23 protein-coding genes are annotated in these 22,814 nt (G+C 61.0%); 9 read left to right on the top strand and 14 right to left on the bottom strand.

The window, feature by feature from the left end; translation table 11 throughout:
• Positions 1–139 precede the first annotated feature (139 nt).
• The gene (locus tag VGY55_12655; GenBank protein HEV2970814.1) at positions 140–652 is read right to left on the bottom strand and encodes a hypothetical protein; all 513 of its coding nucleotides are present in this window, start codon (positions 650–652) and stop codon (positions 140–142) included.
• 204 nt (positions 653–856) lie between these two features.
• Here VGY55_12655 and VGY55_12650 point away from each other — a divergent pair, with 204 nt between their 5' ends.
• The gene (locus VGY55_12650; protein ID HEV2970813.1) at positions 857–1,222 is read left to right on the top strand and encodes a hypothetical protein; all 366 of its coding nucleotides are present in this window, start codon (positions 857–859) and stop codon (positions 1,220–1,222) included.
• On the opposite strand, the gene VGY55_12645 is transcribed toward VGY55_12650, so the two are convergent.
• Positions 1,219–1,764, bottom strand: coding sequence for a hypothetical protein (locus tag VGY55_12645; protein HEV2970812.1), 546 nt, complete (start codon positions 1,762–1,764; stop codon positions 1,219–1,221). The two genes, VGY55_12650 and VGY55_12645, sit on opposite strands and share 4 nt — an antisense overlap.
• Positions 1,765–2,511: 747 nt before the next feature.
• On the opposite strand from VGY55_12645, the gene VGY55_12640 reads away from it, so the two are divergent.
• Together VGY55_12640 and VGY55_12635 are read left to right on the top strand one after the other, a co-directional pair.
• On the top strand, positions 2,512–3,912 hold the full coding sequence (locus tag VGY55_12640; protein HEV2970811.1) for an MFS transporter: 1,401 nt from the start codon (positions 2,512–2,514) through the stop codon (positions 3,910–3,912).
• Positions 3,913–4,061: 149 nt separating this feature from the next.
• Positions 4,062–4,730: a VTT domain-containing protein gene (locus tag VGY55_12635; protein HEV2970810.1), complete on the top strand. Its 669-nt coding sequence runs from the start codon at positions 4,062–4,064 to the stop codon at positions 4,728–4,730.
• 156 nt (positions 4,731–4,886) lie between these two features.
• Here VGY55_12635 and VGY55_12630 read toward each other — a convergent pair whose 3' ends face one another.
• The 12 genes from VGY55_12630 to VGY55_12575 all read right to left on the bottom strand — a co-directional run bounded on the left by VGY55_12630 (position 4,887) and on the right by VGY55_12575 (position 16,493).
• Positions 4,887–5,702 carry an AAA family ATPase gene (locus VGY55_12630; GenBank protein ID HEV2970809.1) on the bottom strand — a complete coding sequence of 272 codons (816 nt, stop codon included), beginning with the start codon at positions 5,700–5,702 and terminating at the stop codon, positions 4,887–4,889.
• A gap of 19 nt (positions 5,703–5,721) precedes the next feature.
• The gene (locus VGY55_12625) at positions 5,722–6,804 is read right to left on the bottom strand and encodes a hypothetical protein (GenBank protein ID HEV2970808.1); all 1,083 of its coding nucleotides are present in this window, start codon (positions 6,802–6,804) and stop codon (positions 5,722–5,724) included.
• 7 nt (positions 6,805–6,811) lie between these two features.
• A complete protein-coding gene (locus tag VGY55_12620) occupies positions 6,812–7,582 on the bottom strand; it encodes a hypothetical protein (protein HEV2970807.1) in 771 nt (256 codons plus the stop codon).
• 228 nt (positions 7,583–7,810) lie between these two features.
• On the bottom strand, positions 7,811–8,014 hold the full coding sequence (locus tag VGY55_12615) for a hypothetical protein (GenBank protein ID HEV2970806.1): 204 nt from the start codon (positions 8,012–8,014) through the stop codon (positions 7,811–7,813).
• The gene (locus tag VGY55_12610; GenBank protein ID HEV2970805.1) at positions 8,011–8,412 is read right to left on the bottom strand and encodes a hypothetical protein; all 402 of its coding nucleotides are present in this window, start codon (positions 8,410–8,412) and stop codon (positions 8,011–8,013) included. The genes VGY55_12615 and VGY55_12610 overlap by 4 nt, the downstream gene beginning before the upstream one ends.
• A 23-nt stretch (positions 8,413–8,435) precedes the next feature.
• Entirely contained in the window at positions 8,436–9,731 is a 1,296-nt protein-coding gene (locus tag VGY55_12605) for a DUF1501 domain-containing protein (GenBank protein HEV2970804.1), read from the bottom strand.
• A 147-nt stretch (positions 9,732–9,878) separates the two neighbouring features.
• Positions 9,879–10,337, bottom strand: coding sequence for a hypothetical protein (locus VGY55_12600; GenBank protein ID HEV2970803.1), 459 nt, complete (start codon positions 10,335–10,337; stop codon positions 9,879–9,881).
• Positions 10,338–10,468: 131 nt separating this feature from the next.
• On the bottom strand, positions 10,469–12,244 hold the full coding sequence (locus tag VGY55_12595) for an ATP-binding protein (GenBank protein ID HEV2970802.1): 1,776 nt from the start codon (positions 12,242–12,244) through the stop codon (positions 10,469–10,471).
• A 2-nt stretch (positions 12,245–12,246) separates the two neighbouring features.
• Complete coding sequence (locus tag VGY55_12590; GenBank protein HEV2970801.1) at positions 12,247–12,933, bottom strand: response regulator; 687 nt, start codon at positions 12,931–12,933, stop codon at positions 12,247–12,249.
• Between the two features lie 398 nt (positions 12,934–13,331).
• Positions 13,332–14,159, bottom strand: a complete 828-nt coding sequence (locus tag VGY55_12585; protein ID HEV2970800.1) for an ABC-2 family transporter protein — start codon at positions 14,157–14,159, stop codon at positions 13,332–13,334.
• A 171-nt stretch (positions 14,160–14,330) separates the two neighbouring features.
• Entirely contained in the window at positions 14,331–15,260 is a 930-nt protein-coding gene (locus tag VGY55_12580; GenBank protein ID HEV2970799.1) for an ABC-2 family transporter protein, read from the bottom strand.
• A gap of 195 nt (positions 15,261–15,455) precedes the next feature.
• The gene (locus VGY55_12575) at positions 15,456–16,493 is read right to left on the bottom strand and encodes an ABC transporter ATP-binding protein (GenBank protein HEV2970798.1); all 1,038 of its coding nucleotides are present in this window, start codon (positions 16,491–16,493) and stop codon (positions 15,456–15,458) included.
• Here VGY55_12575 and ispF point away from each other — a divergent pair.
• The 6 genes from ispF to VGY55_12545 all read left to right on the top strand — a co-directional run.
• A complete protein-coding gene (gene ispF / locus VGY55_12570) occupies positions 16,492–17,142 on the top strand; it encodes a 2-C-methyl-D-erythritol 2,4-cyclodiphosphate synthase (protein HEV2970797.1) in 651 nt (216 codons plus the stop codon). The two genes, VGY55_12575 and ispF, sit on opposite strands and share 2 nt — an antisense overlap.
• 187 nt (positions 17,143–17,329) lie before the next feature.
• Positions 17,330–18,943, top strand: coding sequence for a cysteine--tRNA ligase (cysS, locus tag VGY55_12565; protein HEV2970796.1), 1,614 nt, complete (start codon positions 17,330–17,332; stop codon positions 18,941–18,943).
• Between the two features lie 157 nt (positions 18,944–19,100).
• Positions 19,101–19,595: a crossover junction endodeoxyribonuclease RuvC gene (locus tag VGY55_12560; GenBank protein HEV2970795.1), complete on the top strand. Its 495-nt coding sequence runs from the start codon at positions 19,101–19,103 to the stop codon at positions 19,593–19,595.
• Positions 19,592–20,227, top strand: a complete 636-nt coding sequence (gene ruvA, locus VGY55_12555; GenBank protein HEV2970794.1) for a Holliday junction branch migration protein RuvA — start codon at positions 19,592–19,594, stop codon at positions 20,225–20,227. Before VGY55_12560 ends, ruvA begins: the two co-directional genes overlap by 4 nt.
• A gap of 157 nt (positions 20,228–20,384) precedes the next feature.
• Positions 20,385–21,479: a zinc ribbon domain-containing protein gene (locus VGY55_12550; GenBank protein HEV2970793.1), complete on the top strand. Its 1,095-nt coding sequence runs from the start codon at positions 20,385–20,387 to the stop codon at positions 21,477–21,479.
• A 113-nt stretch (positions 21,480–21,592) separates the two neighbouring features.
• Positions 21,593–22,814: zinc ribbon domain-containing protein (locus tag VGY55_12545; protein ID HEV2970792.1), on the top strand; the 1,222-nt coding region annotated here is incomplete at its 3' end.

The following is a 22,814-nucleotide window of genomic DNA, read 5'->3' as shown; positions in this document are numbered from 1 at the left end:
ACGATTAAGCAAAGACTACGAGGAACGAACCGATAACAGCGAAGCCATGATCCTCGTCTGCATGATTCACCGTATGTTACGCCACCTAAAGCCAGCAGAACTGGCCGGCGGCTGGGATAAATAGCTTTTCAAACACGTTCTAAGAATCATCTGCATCGTCAGCTTGATTGAGCTTCCCGACGATCAAGTTTTCGCCGTTAGTCGTCAGTCTCCACTTTCCACGGCCCGCGCTCTGGACGTAACCGAATTTTTTCTTCGCATAGAATACGGCCACAGGCATTTGCGATGGCTTCTGCAAACCCGCTTGTGTGAACCAAGTGGACAAGTCCTTAGGCGAGAACGATTCCACCCCTCCGTGATGCTTGTAATAGTAGGCAACCGCAGCGACCCCCTCTGAAGCCCCTGCAATTCGCAGCGACTTGATGAACTGGCGTAGCGTCACGCCGGTCAAGGACGCACCGTTTTCCGGTGCAGATGTACTAGCTTGTGCAGGCTTCGCCGCTTGCTGGATTCCTGGCAGGCGCGCCGTGTTGATGTTGATCTGCGAAATAGCCGGAACGAGTTCGCGCGCCGCCTGAACGATCTCCATGAGATTAGGGGCGTCTCCGTCGATACTGATCTGCTGGGCGGCAAAATCAAAGGTGATTTTCATTCAATGCTCCGCACCCGATGTGGTCGGAATGGCCAAGCGGCTGATTATAGAGCCCGCTCGAATGATCCGTCAAGCACATGATCTATGAATCGCTAGACGATTTTAGATGGCAGAACGATGTGGAAATGAACAACCAAAAAGCCTTTTCATTTGGTTGGCGAGGGGCTAGAATACGTCGTCCGGTCACCACCAAGGATGTCTGCGATGCTCGACCACCGATTGAGGCTCAAGGAGATAATTGCTGAGGCCATCTGCGAGGGCGCTGCGTCGGAGGGGCAATTTCGACGCAAGTATGGAGTCGATGAGCTACTGACGGCGATTATCGTTGCCGGCGATTCGTGCCACGAAGTCGCGGCCAAGACTATCTCGCACTTGTGCAGCGACGACGGCCACTTCAACGGGAATACTATTGGCTTGAAATCGGTCTTTCGATTCCTTGAAGAAGCGACCGACGGAGGTCCTACGGGCATTAATGACATTCGCGCGTGTCATCTGGACCTACGCAACAAGATGAGGGCTGGATGTACGCACGCTGCGATCCAACAATGGGTTGCCCATTGGTATCGCTAGACCGGCTTGCACCAGATTTCTTCCAAGATCGGATCGAGCCGTTTGAATGCCTCTTGCCGATTTGCAAAGTCTTCGTCGGTTGACAAATCGGCGTAGATGTTCAGTTCGTCACCGTCTTTGGCAGATCGCCATGATCGCGAGCACTCATGCGTGAGGTCGCTGAGTTCTGCTGCTGTTCGCGAGTTCACAAAATTGACGGCATCGCGGATTGCATCAATTGCATTCAGCGGAAGTGGCCCCAAGCTATTGGATCGGCTTGCTGTGCGATATTGCATCTGCGTATATGGGCCAGTTGGGATGGCGCGGATTTCAAGAAGGCCCTCCTCAGCCAATTCCTCAAGAAGGGCCCGTCCGTCATCTATACCTGGACCGCGTGGCATCCGCACGATGGGCCAATCGGACAAATAGCCAGGTGCGATTCGTGCGTAATATAGATGTGCAAAATAAAATGCTTTGAATAGCCTCGTAGTGCTGTCGAACTTTCCACCGGAAAGGCGCACTATCTCAACGATAATCTGTTTGGCGCGATTCTTGTCAGGCATTTTTAATCAACTCCCAACCCGGTAGGCTCCGCGCAAAAAACAGGCCGCTGCCAAATGGCGCGGCCGCATCGGCGTCAATGCCGCATGGTCCGCAATGTCACCCCTTCGGCTTTTTGCCAAAGGCTCCGGCGCGGGCCGTAAATCTGTTATCGGGTATGGAAGAGCGGAAAAGTCGCCTTTTTTCCGACTCTATCCAATACACGCCGTCCCTTCTCCCAGTCTAAGTGGAAGGTATTGGAAGTCAAGCGAAGAGGTCGCCATTGTACCGCGAAAGCTGCTCAGGTCAAGTCTTGATTTGGGCAATTCGCTAGGCCGTGCGGCTTTGATAGAATTTGAGACATGGCCTCCCCCTCTCCGGGGCACCGCTTCCAATTCGGCCTGCGGAAACTGATAACCGGCGTCATGATCGCGGCGGTTCAGTGCGCCGTCTGCCTACCGATGCTGCGTGAGTGCCAGGAACAGAAGGAGTGGAGAGACACCGGTGGACGCGGAAGCGTCGCCCCAATCGAGACAAACATAGTCTGCCGCTTCGGCCGGCTTGCGCGCCGGCATGATCGGCGAATGGTTCGGTGATTCCACAATGCCTCAGTCGATCATGGTCCAGTTCTCACCATAGGCGCGGCGAGCCCAGCAACAAAGTCTTGGGACACCACCGTCTTGTTTGGGTGCTGGAAATCCACGTCTCCGCTGCTTATCATGCGCCGTTCCCACTCCCAACCGCACCGCGCACGCTGAGACTGCCTGACGATGGCTGATTTTCCCGAGAGCAATCCGTATCGCTCGCCCCTTCAATCGCCCGTAGGCGATCTTTCCCGCCCCTGGTATCGGGAGGTGAATCGATACCAATGGTTCGTGTTGATGGTGGCCGCGCTGGGGTGGTTGTTCGATTGCTTGGATCAGCAGTTGTTCACGCTGGCGCGGCGCCCGGCGATGATTGCCCTCTTGCACGGGCCGAACGGCACGCCGCCCCCGAACGAATTGATCGATGGTTACGCCGGCTATGCGACCTCGATCTTCCTGATCGGCTGGGCCAGCGGCGGGCTCATTTTTGGCGTGCTGGGGGATCGGATCGGCCGAGCGAAGACGATGCTCTGGACGATCCTGCTCTATTCGATGTTCACAGGCTTGAGCGCGCTTTCCACGGGGTTTTGGGATTTCGCGGCGTATCGTTTCTTGACCGGCCTCGGAGTCGGCGGCGAATTCGCCGTTGGCGTGTCGCTCGTCGCCGAAACGATGCCCGACCGCGCGCGGCCATTCGCGCTGGCGCTGCTCCAAGCGCTCTCGACAGTCGGGAACGTGTCTGCGGCGCTGATCAACATGGGTCTGGGTCGGTTGATCGACAGCGCGCATGCCTGGCGTTATATGTTCGTCGTCGGCACGCTGCCGGCGATGATGGCGGTGGTGGTCTTTCGGTATCTCAAGGAGCCGGAGCGTTGGCAAGCGGCCGCACGCGCGGAGGGCGTGAAACGAAAACTGGGGTCCTATGCCGAATTGTTCGGCGACCCCCGCTGGCGGCGCAACGCGATCGTCGGTCTGTTGCTCGCGTTTTCCGGCGTTGTCGGTCTCTGGGGTATCGGCTTCTTCACGGTCGATCTCATGCACTCGGTCCTCATGAAGCAGTTCCAAGCGGAAGGATTGACCGGACAGCCGCTCAGCAGCGCGGTCACTTGGTGGACGGGGATGACTTCGATGATGCAAAACATCGGGGGATTCTTCGGAGTTTGGGCTTTCAGCCGGGGAACGCATGCGATTGGCCGCAAGCCGACATTTGCCATCGCTTTCACGTTGGCTGCGGCGAGCACCGCCTGGGTGTTTTGGCAGATCGACCACACAAGCCAGATCTTCTGGATGGTTCCGATCATGGGATTCTGCCAATTGGCGCTGTTTGGCGGCTACGCGATTTATTTTCCTGAGCTGTTTCCAACGCGGCTCCGCAGCACGGGCACCTCGTTTTGCTACAACGTAGGGCGGTTCGTCGCCGCGAGCGGCCCGTTCGCGCTGGGAATGCTCACGAGCCACGTCTTCAATGGCTATCCCGAGCCGCTGCCGCTGCGCTACGCCGGCGTCAGCATGTGCGCCATTTTTCTCGTGGGCTTGGTGGTGATTCCCTTCGCTCCGGAGACGCGCGGCAAGCCGCTGCCTGAATAGGGGCAAGGGGCTGGCGGCTAGGGACTGGGGGACGCGCAAGCAGAGGAACGGGATTCCGGCGCTGCATTCCGCGCGAGAATCAGTTATCTGTATTGTCGAAGTCGCAGATTTGGCCGCTCGCTGCCCTTAACTCGCAACTCGCCCGTCCCATGCAATGGCTCCTCGAAAAAATCAACTGGCTGCGTCACCTCGCCGAGCCCGAGCAGCTTCGCGAGTTGGTCAATCTGGGCGGGCCGCCGTGGGTCAGCTATCTCATCCTGTTCGCGATCATCTTTAGCGAGACAGGCCTGCTCATTGGGTTCTTCTTGCCGGGGGATTCGCTGCTGTTCGCCGCCGGAGTGCTCGCGGCCGGCGATGCCACCGGGCATGGCGTGTTCCGCATTGAACTGCTGATTCTCGTGCTCAGCGCGGCGGCGGTCCTTGGCGATGCCGTCAACTATTTCCTCGGCCTGCAAATGGAGGAGCACGTCTTTGAGAAGGGGCGGATGCGGTTCGTGAAGCACGAGCATCTCCTGGCGGCCAAGGCGTTCTACGAGCGGCACGGTGGCAAGGCGATCGTGCTCGCCCGATTCGTGCCGCTGGTGCGAACGTTCACCCCCTTCGTCGCCGGCGTGGCGCGGATGGGCTACCGCCGATTCGCGATCTACAACATCGCGGGGGGCATCGGCTGGGTCACGCTGATGTCGCTGGCTGGTTTTTGGCTCGGGAACATCTCGTTCGTCAAAAATCACTTCGAGCAAGTCGTGATCGCGATCGTCGCAATCAGCCTGCTGCCCGTCGCCATTGCGGCTTTCCGCGCTTGGCGGCGAAAGGGCTAGAGGGCGGCGCAGGATCGGGAGATGTAGAGTTGAAGGGTGCGTCAAAGCTCTGCGCAGACGCACCGGCTTGCCGCGTCAGGCATTCGTTTCCGCGGGTTCCGGTGCGTCAGCGCGGACTTGATGCACCCTACGCTTCGCAGGGCAGCCGTCGCGCGCTCACTCCGGTGCGACGGTCACCAACTCATGCGAGACCGCTTCCAGTTGAGCGGCGGTGACGTTCGGCCTCTCTTCGGCGAAGCCGATCAAGAGGGCCAGATCGCAGAGCCGATTGATGCGGCGGGCCAGGCCGTGGGTGAGTCCGTAGAGGGTCTCGATCGCGGCCGGCTCGAAGATGGGCCGCTTTGCTCCCGCCGCTTGCAGCCGGTGGGCAATATAACTGATCGTCTCTTCAAGCGTGAACGGCCGCAGCAGGCACTTCAGCGCCAGCCGCTCCTCGAGCCCCGGCATCCGATCGATCATCGGCAACAGTCGCGGCTGCCCGACCAAAAGCAGAGTGAGAGCCGGCCGCGATTTCACCTCGAAATTCAACAGCAGCCGCAGCGCTTCGAGCGTCTCGGTTTGTTCGAGGAGATGCGCCTCGTCGATGGTCACGACGGCATGCTGGCCGCGGGCCTCGTTCTCCTCGAGAAAAGTCTGGATGCGACGGACAGCCTGGTCTATGCCGCGGGCCGCGGACGGCGGCGCGGCCAGCTCGTCGGCCAGATAGGAGAGCAGCTCGGCGGCCGGCATCTGCGGAAATACCAGATGCACGAGCGGCTTGCAGCCCTCGGCCAACTGGCGGGCCAGCATTCTTGCCAACAGAGTTTTGCCCGTGCCCGAGCCTCCCGCCACGACCGCCCCGCCGCGGCGGTTCTCAACCACGTATCGCAGCTTGAGGAGCGTGCCCTGATGGCCTTCACCCGGATAATAGAACTTCGGATCGTCCGAGTTCTCGAATGGCTTGCGGTCGAGCTGCCAATAAGATTCGTACATGGTTTGGACCGATTGAAAATTAGGCGCAAAAATTCTCGGCGACGCCCAGCGGAGCGATCTGGGCATCCATCAAGCGGCGACTCACGCCGGCAACTCGATCCGCTTGTGCGGTGCGCACGTCGCAGACCAGGATCGCGGCCTCCAGGCCATTGCCGGACTCGGTGAGCCAATCAGTTTCCGAACCGGCGGACATCGGCCCGGCGTCGACGAGCACAATGTCGAATGCCTCGCGAAGCTCCGCCAGGCAGGCGGCCAGCCGAGCGGCAATCTCACCGGAGACGTGCATACGCGATCGCGAGGCCAGCGGCACGACCGTCAGGCGGTCTTCGATCGACTCGACCATCGTATCCCAAAGCGCGGTCTTTTCCGGCAGGGCCAGCACCGTTTCCCACCCGATCCCGATCACCAGGCCCAGCCGGCCTGCCAACTGCGGCGCGGCAAAGTCGGCATCGACGAGCGCCACCTTCGCGCCTGAGGCCGCCAACCGCCGCGCGAGCACCAGCGCCAGCGTCGTCCCTCCGTCATCCCGCGAGCAGCCGCTCACGGCGATCACTTTTCGCCCCAGTGCCGCTTCGGCCATCAATTCCAGAGTGAGTTCATCGGCCTGCGCGCCGATTCGCGCGAGCAGAGCATCGCATGTCTCGGGCCAAGCGAAGCGATCGACTTCGTAAGCCGGCCGCCGAGCCGCGGATTCGGCCGTTGCCTCGGACGATGTCGGAAGCGAAATCGTCGATCCGTCGTTTTCATTCGCCTCAGCGGCAATCGCCCCGGCCGAATCCGACGCCGTATGCGGTGCATGAATCGCAACTGCCGGCGGATCGATCCGGATTGGAATCGGCGCCGGCCGCGGCGGATCGAGCGTCGTGGCACTGTGGGAAAACATGGCCAGATTGATGTGCGGCGCTGGAATGACCGACGGCGCTGCATTCGCTCGGGGAGCGGATCGCGCGAAATGCGGCCGGCCCGGAATCGTAGTCGGGGCCTCGGCGGCCGTACCGCGGTCGTTCGACTTGCGCGGATCGGCCTTTGCGACCGCTGGCGCGGCGGCCGCGGTGGCGTCCGTCGTGTAAGCGCGAATGAAGGCGTTGTCGATGGCGCTCATGGATCAATTACCTGGAGTTCCGCGATCCGTTGAAATCGCCGTTGGACTGATCGGGAAGCGAGCCGATCGTTCCCATCAGTTGAGCTTCAGCCCGCGGCACCGGATTCGCGATCCCGCGGTCGAAAGTATTGGCCGCCGGAACATAGCGTTGCGCCATATACGCGGCGCCCGGTGCGGTTGGCTGCGATTGCCGCGACGTCGGCGCTCGACGGTCCAGCGCGTCGAAAGAACGGTTCATGACCGGAATTTGATCGTCGGCGGCACTTGAATTCGTATAGGTCGATCCGATTCCACCCGTCGGGGGTTGCCAGCCGCTTACGTTGCGCGCCGGAGGCTGGGCGTCGGAGGGATTCTGCGGCGCGGGCGACCACGGCGGCGACTTGCCGATTCGCGATTGACTTTCGGCCGACTCGACCATTCGCTGCCCCGGCCCTTCTGCGACCGGAGAGACGGTGACGGCGCCGTTCCAAGGAGGCGCGTCGGAACCGAGATCGTTGTGAACTGCGGTCCCGTGTTTGCCGCGGAGCAGCATTGCGATCATGCAAACGACAAATACGGCAAAGGCGGCCGCAGCGTAACGCCGCTTGAGCGTCGAAAACAGCTTATTCGCGAACTGGAATCGGGCCGCGGCTGTGGATGGCGCGGCGATGTTCGGCAAGCGGATCAGAACGCGCAGCAAAGGGTTGCCAGGAACGGCAGCCGGCGGCGTATGGCTTGCCGCGGCGAGAGGCTCGCGGGACCGCAGGCGAGGGCTGATCGCGGGAGGCGTGGCATTCATAAACGGTTCCTATCTCGTCGGTCCCCAGCCATTTGCCCGGATTTTCCGGTGTTAGCCCATCCTCGCTCGTCCTAAGTTTTCGCTTTGAGTTTATCGACACGAAATATCCGGGTCTTGAGCTTTATTCCGATTGGCGCGATTCCGGCGACTGGGCAAGCTGGAGTGGCGGCCGAAGATGAACGGAAATGCCCGCAGATTGCAGAGGGGTTGAGGTCGGCCGCATCGCCGTTAGCGATGCGCAGGGGGATGGACCTCAGACCATAAAATCTCTTCCTTAAGCTGATTGATCAGCCTTTTCAACGATTCCATCGACAATTCACGCAATTCCTCGTCGCCCCCGTTTTCCTGCTCATGAGCGTCGTATCGACGTTCCAGTTCGGTAAGCTTGCGCCGCGTATTGGTCAACTCAACTTCATTGAGCACTCGTCTCATCGCACCACCTCGATCATCCCTTTCGGCACACCGAACCGATCATTTGCAAAAAAATCGTTCACCAAGTGGTCAAAGTCGTCCTGACCGACCAATGCTATGCTCAAGAACGGTAGGCCCTTGCGAAGCTGCTTCAAAGCTCGCCGATCGCGCCTCGCGCCCGGTCCAATCAGCAACACGCAGTCGACGTCGTTTGGCTCCAAGACATCGGTGACGAAGCTGCCATTCAAGATGATTCGCTGGACGCCCGCGCGCACAGCCAACTCCACCATCCATTTTACCGAATCCATCTGAGCGCGACGAACTTCCGAGTCGCACCCAAACCGCGATTCGGCCTCGTCGAGGCTTGCCGGATGTACTCCGGGAGGCAAAAAGCCGTGATCGTCGTAGGGTGGAATCACTTGCTCTTCCGCGAGCGGTCTGGCTAGCCAAGCAACTCGGCAATCGGTTCTGGGTGGGCCGTGAGATACTGTGGACGACCATTGGGGTCGCGGATCGTTGTCTTTTTCGGATCGATCCCCAACTGTTGATAGAAGGTGGCGAACATCTCTTGAATATGGACTGGCCGATCGCGAGCCTCCTCGGCGTAACGATTGGTCGAGCCAATCACTTGGCCAGTCTTGAATCCACCGCCGGCGACCACGGCGCTCGCGGCCCGAGCCCAGTGATCGCGGCCGGCGGCTGGATTGACGCGCGGCGTCCGGCCAAACTCGCCCCACATAACGATCATCGTCGATTGCAACAGGCCGCAGGATTCGAGGTCGTCGATCATCGCGCTCAACCCAATGTCGAGCGGCGGGAGCTGGCGACGAAGCGTGTTGAAGTTGTCGCCATGCGTGTCCCAGCCTCCCCAACTGAAGCTCACGATCCGCACCCCGCACTCGACCAACCGCCGAGCCAACAGAAACCGGCTGTTGTCGCCATGCTCGGGCAGCCCATATCGCTCGCGCACCTTCGGGTCGGCCTTTTCCCATTCGAGCGCTTCGGCCAGCTTGCTCGACGTGATAACGCCGAACGCCCGCTGGTTAAAGGCGTCCATCGCGTCCATCGCATGGCTGGAATCCATGTCGCGACGGATGCGGTCGAGCTGCGACAGCAGTTCCGCGCGGCTGTGGAAACGGTCCGGCGTGATCTCATTGCGCAGCCGCAGATTTGACCGACCCTCGCCGTCAGGGCGGAATCCGGAGTAGACCGGGCCGAGAAAGCCGTGCTTGGTCTGGCCGGTGAGATCGACGAAAGTGGGCACGGCCCCGCGCGTCGGTCCTTGCACCTTGGCCACGACCGCGCCGAGGCACGGATGCCCGCCGACGCTCCGCAGATCGTTCTCCGACCAGCCGCTTTCCGTCTGGTCGATCGCGTGTTCGTCGCGGATGCCGGTAAGCGAGCGGACGATGGTCAGCTTCGTGCCGATCGCGGCGAGCTTCGGCATGAGATGGCAAATCTGCATCCCGGGCACGGTCGTCGGAATCGGATGGAATTCGCCGCGAATCTCGGGCGGCGCGTTGGGCTTGAGGTCGAACGTGTCGATGTGCGACGGGCCGCCGGCCAGATAGATGTTGATGATCGACTTGTTGTTCGCCGCGGCGGCGGTAGACGTCGCTTCGGCCCTCAACAGATCGGGCAAGGCCAGGCCGCCGAAGCCGAGCGCGCCGATTCTGAGAAAGTTTCGCCGCGAGACGCCGTCGCAAAAAGGTTGACGTTTGCCGAGAAGAGTCAACATGGCTCGATCCTCCGGGGTGAGAGACTTCGGATCGTATAAGGCGTGCCGCAAGGCGGGATCGGCGCGGCACGACTGCGGGGAGTGCTACTGCCTGTTGTTATATACCAACTCGGTGCGCCAAATCAACAAGCAATGATCGACGAATCACTATTTCTCGTCGAACTCGGGGAAGTCGGTCGTGAGATCTTCGAATTCCAGGGCAGCCTCGCCGAGGCCCTCGCCCGATTCGATTTCGGTTCGGAGGCCCTCTTCCGCTGCGGGTTCGAAAGCAGCGGTGGCCTCGAACGTTTCCACGATGGCCTCTGCCGGCGCTTCCTCGTTGGCCGTCACCGCGACGGGCGCCGCGACCTTTTCGAGCCCCTCTGCTTCGGTGAGCGTTTCGATTTCCTTCTTCGGTTTCTGCTCGCGGAACTCGAGGACCTGTGTGACAATCATCCCCAGCGACGAAATGACAACCACGCCGAACGAGCCCCAAACCGCCAGCCCCAGCCAACTCGGCACCGGCCCAAACTGCTTGGACTGGGCGTTCAGGACGATCGCAAAAAAGAAGATCGCGATCGCGACCCCGGCCGCCAAGCCGAATACGACTTGAAGTTTGGTAAACACGGTTGAAACCTCGGAGTTGGCGCAGGAAAGCGAGCCAGGCAAAGCAGCGGCGAATTTCCAATCCCGTCGGCCGCCACCCATCCAGTATATTTGGCGGTCCGCGCCGTTCAAGCGCTGGCACTTCGCACTTGCTACGCGGCGACGACCGGCAGATGGATCGTGAACGTGCTCCCCTCGCCGTAGGCGCTGGCGACCGTGATCCGGCCGCGATGGGCTTGCACGATGTGCTTGACGATGGAAAGCCCCAGGCCAGTGCCGCCGAGCTTGCGGCTACGGGCCTTATCGACGCGATAGAATCGCTCGAACAGCCGCGGCAAATGCTCTTGCTCGACGCCGCAGCCGTGATCGCTCACGGCGATCGTGACTTCGCTTCGCGACTGCTGGGCCACGATCCAAACAGCGCTGCCGGGATCGCTGTATTTGATGGCATTGTCGAGCAGATTGACGATGGCTTGTTCCAAGAGCGGCGAATTCACCGTGGCTTGAATCCGCTCGTCGCAAGTCAGGCAGACTTCGATCCGGCGCTGGGCCGCCTTGGGTTGGCAATCGTTGATCGCGGCTTCCAAGACCTGCTTGATGACCGTCGCCTCGAGCGGCAGATCGGCCGCCTCTTCGCTGCGCTCGATCTTCGACAGGCTGAGCAGGTCTTCGATGATCGAATTGAGCCGGTCGGCCTGCCCGGCGACGATCCCGAGAAACCGCACGGCGTCGTCGCGATGTTCGAGCGCGCCGTCGAGCAGCGTTTCGACGAAACCCTTGATCGAGGCGATCGGCGTCTTGAGTTCGTGCGACACGTTCGCGACGAAATCGCTTCGCACGCGCTCCAGCAAATGAAATTCGGTCACGTCGCCGAGCACGATCACGGCCCCGATCCCGCGCCCCGTCACGTCGCGCAGGGCCGTTCCGCGGACGTGCAGGATCCGTTCGCGATCGCCGTGGAGTACGACGTCGTCCTCGATCTGCTCGGAGCTGACCAGAGCGCGGCTGGCGAAGCGGCGCAAATCGGCGTTGCGCACCACTTCTTGCAGACTGCGGCCGCGCATGTCGGTTTGCTTGCCGCCGATGAGGTCCGCGGCGGCCCGATTCAAGCTGATCACGCGCTCGTCGGAATCGACCGCCAGCACTCCTTCCGCCATGCTGGCCAGCACTGCTTCCTGCTCGTGCCCCTTGCGGCCGATCGCGTGACCGCGCTCCTCCAGTTGCCCGGCCAGTTGGTTGAGCGATTCGGCGAGCAAGGCCAATTCATCCGTCTCGGGCACGGATAGCTTTCCCTGCAACTCTCCCTGCGCGAAGCGCCGCGCCCCTTCGCTGATCTCCTGAATCGGCCGGGCGATCCGCTGCGCGAGCCACCAACTGATTGCGCCGCCGGCCAGCGCGACGACCAGCGCCGTGCCGATGATCGAGTTGCGGCTCTGGCCGAACTGCTGTTCGATCTCGGCCATGCTGCTGGCAGCGCGGACGACGCCGACGACCTGATTGCCTTGGCGCGCGGGGACCGCCACATACAGCATCCGCTCGCCAAGCGTCGTGCTGAACCGCGCGATCCGGTCTTCCTGGCCGGCCAGAGCACTGGCGACCTCTGGACGCTGCGCATGGTTCTCCATCCGCGCGGCGTCTTCGCGCGTGTCGGAGAGCACGGTTCCGTCTGGCCGAATCAGCGTCAGCCGCACGCCCATCGAGCGACCGACGCGTGAGGCGAGTTGCTCGATTTCGCCCGGCTCCCCGGTGAACCCGCTGGACGCTTGATCCGCGACCATCCGGGCGGCGATCTGTAATCGCTCGCCGGCGCCGGCGACGTACGACTCCTCGAGCGCCTTCGAGGCAAACCAGCTCGAGGCCAGCACGCAGACGACGATCACCGAAACGTAAGACAGGAACAGTTGCCTGAGCAGCCGTTTCCGCGGCATGGCTACTCCTTGAATCGGTAGCCAACTCCTCGAACGGTCTCGATGTAGGCCCCGAATTCCCCCAGCTTCTTTCGCAACCCCGCGACCTGCACATCGACCGAGCGCTCCGTCACCGGATAGTCCTCTCCCTTGACGCCATCGACGATTTGCGATCGCGTGAAGGCCCAACCCGGCTTGCGGGCCAGAAAGTGCAAGAGCCGAAACTCAGTGAACGTCAAATCGACCGCCTTGCCGGAGATGAGCACCTCGTGCCGGCCGGGATGGATCACCAACTCGTGAATCCGAATGGCGCCCTCCTCGTCCATCCCCTCTTTTCCCTTGCGGCGGAGGATCGCCTTGATGCGGGCCAGCAGAATCCGCGGGCTGAAGGGCTTGGTCACGTAGTCATCGGCCCCCAGTTCGAGTCCCGCCACCATGTCCGACTCTTCGCTCTTGGCCGTGAGCATGATAATCGGGATGTGCTGCGTGCGCGAATCGGACTTGAGCCGCCGGCAAACCTCAAGACCATCGACCATCGGCAACAGCAGATCGAGCACGACGAGGTCGGGCAAGTGCTGCCGCGCTTCGGCGAGCGCTTCCTCGCCCGATGCCACGCAGCGGACTCGGTAGCCGTCTTTGCTCAGATTGTAGTTGACCAGTTCAAGGAGGTCTTCCTCGTCGTCAACCACCAGGATTCGTTCTCGCGTCATCGCACTTCCCCGGGCCGCGGCACTGCTGGCACGCGATTCCTCCGGAAAGCGCACGCCCGTCCGCTCCAGCGTTCGCATAGCCACACCGATTCCTCGTTGGCCGCCGACAATTGTCGTGGAATACCAGTTCGCCATGATGTGGGCCAAGCTACCAGCGCGATGTTAGGTTCAAGTTAGGCGTCGGTTAAGAAACGACAATCCGGACATCCGGGCCGCGTGCCGGCCTATCAATGCCCGCACCACCGGCACGATCCAGGATTCCCGGAGGACTACCGTCGAATCGCAACTGACACGTAGAGATAGTATTGTCAAAACAGAGGCGCGCTGCAACTCGAATCGAGCGTCGGGCTTAGCGGCGTGGCCGGAGTTGCTGTGCCACGGTTTGGGCTTCGCATTGCTCAACTACTCGCGCTGCGGTAGCTTTCCAGAGCGCGTTTGAAGAGCCAGCGCGAGGCGACGAGGCTCACAGCGGTTGCCACTAGCGCGAAGGCGGCCAAGCGCCATTCGCCTGGTTCGAGCGGCTTGGCGAGCAGCCGCGCGGGGACGTTCACAACCACCAGCACTGGCAGGATGAACGTGAACAGAATTCGGATCGGCGTCCCGAACGGGCCGCTGTAGATTTCCAGCGGATAGCGCGAGAAGATGGTGATATAGAACCAAAAGTCGTATATCGATTGATTTCGCCCGAGCCAGACGGTCGTCGCGGCCAGCGTGATCATCAGGCTATATAGAATGGCCACGCCCGACAGAATGTAGAACGGATAGAGCAGAATCTCGGCGACGCCCGGCACGTAGTCGAGCCGCAGCAGCGAGTAGCCGAGCAGCAATAAGGCAAACAGGAAATTCGTCATCGACGACCAATTGAACTTCGCCATCGAAATGAGAAACTGCGTGTCGATCGGCTTCATGAGGGCGAAATCCAGCTCGCCCGTGCGGACCAGCTCGCTGAATTCCTCGGCATTCGGCATGAAGAACGCCTCGATCAGGCTGTTGATCATCTGAAACGTGGCCAGAAAAACGAAGTATTCATATTTGCCCCAGCCGGTACCGCGGCCGATCGAAGACGTATACTGAAAGATCAGGATGAAAAAGCCAAGATTCAGGAACACAAACGACAGCGACGTGACGCACTCGATGAGGAAATTCGCGCGGAACGTCATCGCCCGCACCAGGCTGTTTCGGGCGAACGTGAGCAGGACGCGGAAGTAACGAGGTCGCGGAGTCATAAAACCCTAGTTCCCAGGCTCTCCCTGGGAACTCCGTGCCGGCGAGGCTCTGCCTCGCGATCGGGTGTGTTCGATGTCGACTGGCGCCGCATGGCAGGCAGAGCCTGCCGGGCAGTGCGTTCCCAGGCAGAGCCTGGGAACGAGTGCGCCCGCCATTTGTTCGATCTCGGATTATCCACCGAACGCACTGTATCTCCTCACTCCGCGATTGAAACCGACGCGGCAAAGGATAATGAAGAATACGAGCCAGCCTAGTTCGGCCACGAGACCCCAGATCAATCGCGCCCCCTGAACTTTGCCCAGAAAAACGGTCGCGGGGAAGTAGGCCAGGTATTGCAGCGGTGTGCAGCGGACAACGTCGCCAAAGCTGACCGAGCCGGCGATCGTGAATTTGTCGAGCATCGCTAGCGGAAACATCTGCCCTGAAAGGAAAAATGAGATGAGCATGTAGATGAACAGGAACGAACTCACCTCGAGAAACCAGAACCCGACCAAGCCGATCGCCGTCTCGAGGTAGTATCCGAGCAAAAACGCCATGACGAGCGAGGCCAGGAAGGCCAAAAACGTGCCGGCGTCAGGCCAGCCCGTCTCGAAATAGCCGCGGCAGAGATAAAACACCAGGGCGAACGGCAGGATCGCCACCATGTAGTAGACCAGCTTGTGCGCCACTCGCTGCAAGAGCAGAAAGCCGATCATATCGACCGGCTGAATTAGATATTTCTTGATCGTGCCATCGCGAATACTGTTGGCGATTCCTGTGGCGAGGCCCGGCATGCTGGAAAACGCCCGGCCAATCATCGCCAGCAGATAATAGGCGATGAAATCGGTGAATCGAAAGCCGGCGATCATTGGCGCTGAATCGCCGGCGGCGCCCGGCGCTTGCGAGGCCGCCGGCGCGACTGCCGCGAACACGGCGCTCCATAAAAAGATCTGCGCGACCATCGGTAGGAACCGCATCAGCGTGCCGAGCATGAAGTCGCCCCGGTAGATCAGCCGCTCCTCGATGCTGATTCGCAGGATCGTCCGCCAGGTGTAGAGCCGGGCGATAATGCCGTCGGGCAGATGGGCGGCGGTCGACGGAATGGTCGGAGATGATGACATATTCCCTAGGTCCCAGGCTCTGCCTGGTAACTCCCTACATGCGAGGCTCTGCCTCGCGATTGTCCTTGTTCGAAGTCCACGAGCACTACGTGGCAGGCAGAGCCTGCGAAGCAGCGCGTTCCCAGGCAGAGCCTGGGAACGAGCATTTCAAGGGCTGCGCCAGACTCAGGTGCGTCTGCGCGGACTTGACGCACCCTACGGCTTTGAAGTTCGCGCTTGCGCATTGGCAAGTTCTTGTTCGAGTCCCGCCGCCTCTTCATCGGCCAACGAAAACATCTCGGCAATCACTTCTTCCAATGGCGGGTCTTCGACGCTCACGTCTTCGACCGGATGGTTCGCCAGAATCCCAGCCAGCACGTCGGGCACCAGATCGCGGCGGATTCGCAGCCGCGACTTGGGGGCCGCGCCGTCGAGCACTTCGCCATATCGCGAGAGATCGCCCGGCTGGTGGTCCTCGGCCCATTGGAGCGTAACAATTTTGTGGCTGCTAAAGCGATCGACGATGCCCGAGAGCGAGCCGTCGTACATGATCCGCCCGCCGGCGATGATCACAACGCGGCGGCAAAGCGCAGCGACGTCCTTCATGTAGTGGCTGGTGAGCAGGATCGTGATTCGACGCAATTGCTGATAATGCCGCAGAAAGGTTTGGATATTGTGCTGGGCGATTACGTCCAGCCCGATCGTCGGCTCGTCGAGAAATAGCACCTCGGGCGAATGCAAGAGCGCGGCAATCAACTCCATCTTCATCCGCTCGCCGAGCGACAATTCGCGCACCGGCTGCCGCAGCAGCGGGCGGACTTTGAGCAGGTCGGTCAACTCATCGCGAACGCGGTCGAAGTCGGCCGGCTCGATGCGGTAGATCTCTTGATGGAGGCGAAACGACTCCTGGGCCGGCAGGTCCCACCACAATTGGTTCTTCTGCCCCATCACCAGGGCGAAACGACGGCGATACGCATTCTCGCGCAGCCACGGCACATGCCCGAGGACTCGCGCAGAGCCGGAGGTCGGCGTGATGACGCCTGAGAGCAGCTTGAGCGTCGTGGTCTTGCCGGCGCCGTTCGGTCCCAGGAAGGCGACGAATTCTCCCTGCTCGACCGTCAAATCGATGCCGCGAACGGCGTGAACGTGCTTATACTGACGGTGAAACAGGCCGCGAATCGAGGCCCGCAGCCCCTCTTGCTTTTGGTAGACGCGATACGATTTGGTGAGTCCGGCAATTTCGATCGTCGGCATGAGCAGATTATATGTGAACAGGGGCGAGGGACTAGGGGAGAGGGACGAGGGGACGCGCAAGCGGCCGGATCGGCACGTCGCCGATTGTCTCTTTCCCTCGCCCCTCACCCCTAGCCCCTCGCCCCTTGCCCCTACTATAATCCGCGCGATGGGAGAGCAACGGGCGGCAGAATTGCGAGTGGGCATCGGTCACGACACGCATCGGCTCGCGCCGGGCGGGCCGCTGCGGTTGGGGGGCATCGCGGTTCCGCACGACCATAGTTTGGTCGGGTATAGCGATGCCGACGTGCTCTTGCACGCGGTCACGGACGCCTTGCTCGGTGCCGCGGCATTAGGGGATATCGGCGAACTGTTTCCCAATACCGATCCGGCTAATCGCGGCCGCGACTCAGGCGAAATGCTCCGCGCGGTTCGCGACCGCATAGCGGCCGCTGGGTTTGAAATCGTCAATCTGGATTGCATCGTTTTCGCCGAACAGCCTAAACTGACTCCTTACAAAGAATCGATCCGCCACCAGATCGGCGAAATCCTGAGCCTGCCGGCAGATCGAATCGGTTTGAAGGCCAAGACCGGCGAAGGAGTTGATGCCGTCGGACGAGGCGAGGCAATTGCCGCACAGTGTGTCGCGCTGGTGAAGAGAACTGGTTAAGTGAGCAGAAGATTTGGCTTTGAGATGTGAGCGGTCCTCGTTCTCGTCCTCCCTCTCCCTTTGGGAGAGGGCCGGGGTGAGGGGCGGGAACGAAAAGGCTATCTTGGCATCCCCTCACCCTAACCCTCTCCCAAAGGGAGAGGGAACGGCGTATTGGCCAAAGTAACTTAACGAGCCGAAGACAAATATGCCCAACACAACTCTGCCAATTCCGAATACGAGTGCTTCCAATTCAACCGCGCCGTCGGCGACAATCCGCGTCTACAGCACGCTTTCGAAGACGAAGGAGCCGCTCCAAACCGTCCATCCCGGCAAGGTCGGCATCTATCTCTGCGGGCCGACAGTCTACAAGCCCAGCCACATCGGGCACATGGTCGGCCCGGTGATCTTCGACGCGATCAAGCGCTATCTCTCCTATTGCGGCTACCAGGTTACCTGGGTCGTGAATGTTACCGACGTCGACGACAAGCTGATCGTCGAGTCGCGGAACCGTAATATGCCGATGTCGCAACTCGCGGCCGAAATGACGGCCGATTACATGCGGAACCTCGAAGCGATGGGGATCGACACGATCGATCACTTCCCCAAGGCGACCGAAAACATCGACGAGATCATCCAACTCACGCAGACGCTAATCGACAAGGATTTTGCCTATGCCTCGGACGGCGATGTTTATTTCGACGTTGGCAAGGACCACGAATACGGCAAGCTCAGTCGCCGCACGCTCGAGACGATGCAAGGAGAAGGGGGCGAAATGGTCGAGCGGAAGCGGTCGCCCGCCGATTTCGCACTCTGGAAGAGCGCCAAGCCGGGCGAGCCGTCGTGGGATAGCCCTTGGGGAAAGGGGCGGCCCGGCTGGCATATCGAGTGCTCGGCGATGAGCCGGAGACTGCTTGGCGAGACATTCGACTTTCACGGCGGCGGGCTCGATCTCATCTTCCCGCATCACGAAAACGAAATTGCCCAGAGCGAATGCTGCCACGGCAAGCCGCAAGCCAAATACTGGCTGCACAACGGCTTGATGCAGGCGGCGAGCGAGGCTGGCAAAGTGGGCGGGCGCACGACGCGCGCCGCCGATGCGGCGCCAAACGCCGCGACGGAACAGGCCGCCAAGAAGATCAGCAAATCGACCGGCGCCAGCCCGTTCAGCGAGCTGATCGACCGGCATTCGCCCGAAACGATTCGTTTCTTCTTGCTTTCCACCCACTACCGCAGCCCGATCCAATACAGTGAAGAGTTGCTTGAGGAAACGGCAACGAGCTTGGAGGCGTTTTACAGGTTTTTCAAGCGCTACGAGCGAATCATTGGCCAAAGTTTCTACAAGATGGGTCAACCCGCCGCGCGAACCGGCGGCGAATTCGATCCGGGCAGCGATCCGATGCGGAAGCAGATTGTCGACATTCGGGATCGATTTCTCGAGGCAATGGACGATGATTTCAACACCGGCTCGGCCATCGGCAAGCTGTTCGATCTTGTGCGACTGCTGAACAAGTTCGCGGACGCGGAGAAGCTGGAAGGCACGTCGGAGCCGTCCGCGGACGCGCTGGCCACTCTGACTCAGGGGACGAAGACGCTCCGCGAGATGGCCGTCACACTCGGTCTGTTTCGCAAGCCGGTCGAGATGAAATCGTCGGGCGACGATAGCCTGGTTGCCCAACTGATGGAACTGCTCATCGAGCTTCGCGCATTGTCGCGCAAGAACAAAGACTTCGCCACCGCCGACCGGATCCGCAAGCGGCTCGCCGAAATCGGCGTCATGTTGGAAGATCGCCCCGGCGGCACGGAATGGACGAGGGGCTAGGCAGGGACGAGGGGCGTGGGATGAGGGATAGAATGGCACGCTGCGCGTGCGGAATTCAACGGTAATGCACTTCGTGACAAAGAAGCTCCACGACGGACCAATTCCGCCTGCGCGTCCCTCGCCGCTCATCCCTCGCCCCGCGCCCCTAATTCTCGGCATCGATCCCGGCCTCGCGATCACCGGCTACGGCGTGCTGGAGGCGACGCGTGGAACTCCAAGGCTAGTCGAGGCGGGCGTGGTCCGCAGCACGGAGAAAACGAGCGAGTTGCCGGCCCGATTGGCGGAGATTCATCGGGGAGTTGCCGAGGTGATCGCGGCGCTCAAGCCGGCCGCGATGGCGCTCGAGCAGCTTTATTCGCACTACGACCATCCGCGGACGTCGATCCTGATGGGGCACGCTCGCGGGGTGATCTGTTTGGCGGCGGCCGATGCTGGGATTCCGGTCATTCATTATAGCGCCACGCAGATCAAGCGCATCCTGACCGGCAACGGCCGGGCGCCGAAGAGCCAGGTGCAGCGAGCCATCGAGAAGGAACTGCGGCTCGACCGCCCGCCAGAGCCGCCCGACGTGGCCGATGCCTTGGCGGTGGCGCTGTGCCACTACCACCTCGGCAAGCGACAATCGCAGCTCCTGCAAGGGTCTCTGCCTTGATCACCAAAATCACCGGCCAACTGCTGCGAGTTGACGTGGACGAGCTGGTCCTCAAAGTCGGGCCGTTCGAATACGAAGTGCTGATTCCCGAATTCGCGCGGCGACAATTGCAGAACGAAGTGGGGCGAGAAATCAGCTTGCACACGATCGACTATCTGGAAGGCAACCCGATGCATGGCCGGCTGACGCCGCGGCTAATCGGATTTTTGACGGCGGTCGAAAGGGAATTTTTTGACCTGTTCTGCGAAGTAGATGGTGTGGGAGTAAAGAAGGCACTGCGGGCGATGGTTCGGCCGGTGCGCGAGGTGGCCACGGCGATCGAGGAGCAAGATGTCAAAACGCTGTCAACGCTCCCCGGCATCGGCCCGGCCACTTCGGAGCGGATCGTGGCCAAGCTGCGCCGGCGGATGCCGAAATTCGCCTTGCTCGTCTCGCGCGAGGGACCGACGGCCGCCGACGTGCCGCACGACGTGGTGAGCGAGACGTTCGAGGCCCTGCGGACCCTCGGCCATAGCGAGAGCGACGCTCGCCGGCTGATCGACGCGGCGCTGGCGACGAAGAAGAAGTTCAAGGACGTGCAGGAGGTGATCGCCGTGGTGTATCAACAGCAGAGGGAAGGGGCTCGGGGCTAGGGGACTGTCAGCGGCGGGTTGCCGAGTTCGTAGCGGACGCTGCTAGCGTCCGCACCGACGCTGGCAGCGTCGGCCACGCGTAAATCCAACTCGTCAAATAGTGAGCGATATAGTAATTGGGGCTGGGGACTCTGGACGCACAAGCGGAGATCATGCGATGGCGGATGACGCAGCGGTAATGACGGTGCCGAGGCCCGCGGCGGCTGCGCCGGAGTTGGGCGAGTCGGCCCACCCCACCGGTAAACCGTGCAAGGTTTGCGGCGGATTGGTCGAGGCGGGAGATAAATTCTGCCACGCTTGCGGAACCGTGCAAGAGGTCGAGCCAGCCGCGCCGGCCGTCGAACAGAAACATTTCCGCTGCCAGAATTGCAGCGCGGAGATCAACGTCGATCCCGGCCAGCGGAGCATCACCTGCCCGTTTTGCGATTCCACCTACGTGCTCGAACTGCCGGCAACCGAATCGAATCGGCAGCGGCCGGAGTTCGTAGTCGGATTTGCGGTATCACCGACCGATGCCGTCGAGAAGTTTCAGTCTTGGCTGCGGCAGAATGGCTGGTTTCGTCCGGGCGATTTGAAAACGGCTCAAATCCAAGAAAAGCTCCGCGGCGTCTATCTGCCGTTCTGGTCGTTCTCGATGTTGGCGGAGAGCCGCTGGAGTTCGCAGATCGGCGAGTATTGGTATCGCACGGAAACGTACACCGTGATCGAGAACGGCAAGACGGTCACGCGAACGCGCGAGGTCCGCGAGACCGAATGGTGGAACCTCTCGGGCCAGCACCATAACTACTACAGCGGCTATCTCGTTTCCGGAAGCAAGGGACTGCCGCAAACGTATGCCGAGCGGATCAAACCATTCCGTCTCGAATCCCTGAAGCGATACCAACCCTATTTTCTCGCCGGGTGGCTCAGCGAGGAATACTCGATCGCGGAAGATGCCGCCTTGGAACTCTGCAAACAGGAATTCTCCCGCTGGGAGCAGCAGAATGTGGCGAGCTTTCTGCCGGGCGACACTCAGAGCGGCACGACCGTCGAAACCGAATTCAGCCACGTCAATTCGGATCTTATTCTGCTGCCCGTCTATTTGCTAACTTACCGCTACCGCGACACGATCTACCGCTTTCTCGTCAACGGCCAAACCGGGAAAACATGCGGCGACAAGCCGTTCTCTGGTCTGCGAATCGGCATCGCGATTGGGATGGCGGTCCTGCTGATCTTGATAATCTGGTTGCTGTTCTATTTGCGTGGACACTGACGCTTCGGCGCCGCGCTCCCCTATCGGGTCGCGGCCGAACGACTTTCACCATTTTACGCTCCGCGCTCTTCTCGAATTTCGTCCTTTGCACTTCGTACTTTGTACTTGGATTCATGCCCGATATTCTTTCCAAATGCGTTACGTGCGGAGCGGTCTTGGACGAAGAAGACCTGTTCTGCCCGAATTGCGGCGCCGAGGCGCCGAGTCGCGATGGCGGCGCCGCTCCCGCTGCGCATGAGACGACGCACAACTTCGTCTGCAAGGGCTGCGGGGCGTCGATGAGCTATGACGCCTCGGCCGGCACGCTGCGCTGCCCATTCTGCGGTTCGACGGAACTTGAGAAGCGGCCTGACGCCAAGGAAATCGCCCCCGAACGGATTGTGCCATTCGTCGTGACGCAGGAGCAAGCGATCGGCGCGATGCGTCAGTGGTTGGGAAGCAGCTATTGGCGGCCCGGAGATCTTTCGGAGCAAGCGGCCATCGTGAAGATGACCCCCGTCTACGTTCCGTATTGGGTTTTCGACGGGCAAACGCACACCTACTGGACGGCCGATTCGAGCCACACCCCGGCCGGCGCTCGATCGAGTTGGTATCCGATTACCGGGCAGCACGAGGGCACTTACCAGGGCCTGCTTGTCGGGGCGAGCGGCGCGCTCACGCCCGGCGAAACCGCGGCCCTGTGCCCATTCGATCTTTCGCCGGCGGTGCCACCCGACAAAATCGACTTAAACAACAGCATCTACGAGCGATTCACCGTGCCGCGGAAATATGCCCGGCCGCTGGCTAGTCAAGGTTTCGAGCAACTCGAAGCGGCAGCCTGCCGACCGAGTGTCCCCGGCTCGGCGCGGAACCTCAAGGTGAACGTGCGGATCACCGATCTCACCAGCCAGCCGATGCTCGTTCCGGTCTGGATCATGGCCTATCGCTATCAAGACCGCGTGTTCCGGTTTCTGGCGAACGGCCAAACGGGGCGAGTCACCGGACAAGCCCCGCTCTCCTGGCGAAAAATCGCCGTGGCGATCGCGATCGTGGTGCTGGTGATCTTGCTCTTCCTGGCCTTTGCAGTAAGTCGCGGCCGCGCCGCCCCGCGCTTCTCCCTCTCTCTTTGGAAGAGGGCCGGGGTGAGGGGCAGCGCCGCGTCGCGCGAAGTTCCCCTCACCCAACCTCTCCCAGAGGGAGAGGAGTTTGTCTCTTCCCTAATCGGCGCTGGCGCGGATCGAGTGGCATTTCCGCAGTGGTTCGGCGAATGGTATACTTCGGCGGGTCAACAGACGTTCAGTGCGGGCGCTAGCCAAGTGAGAAGTGGACTTTGCGCGAACCGATTCTGCAATCCAC

It is taken from the genome of Pirellulales bacterium, assembly GCA_035939775.1.
Taxonomy (GTDB): domain Bacteria; phylum Planctomycetota; class Planctomycetia; order Pirellulales; family DATAWG01; genus DASZFO01.
Note: the sequence above shows the minus strand (reverse complement) of the source record. Positions and strands in the feature narration are given on the sequence as shown.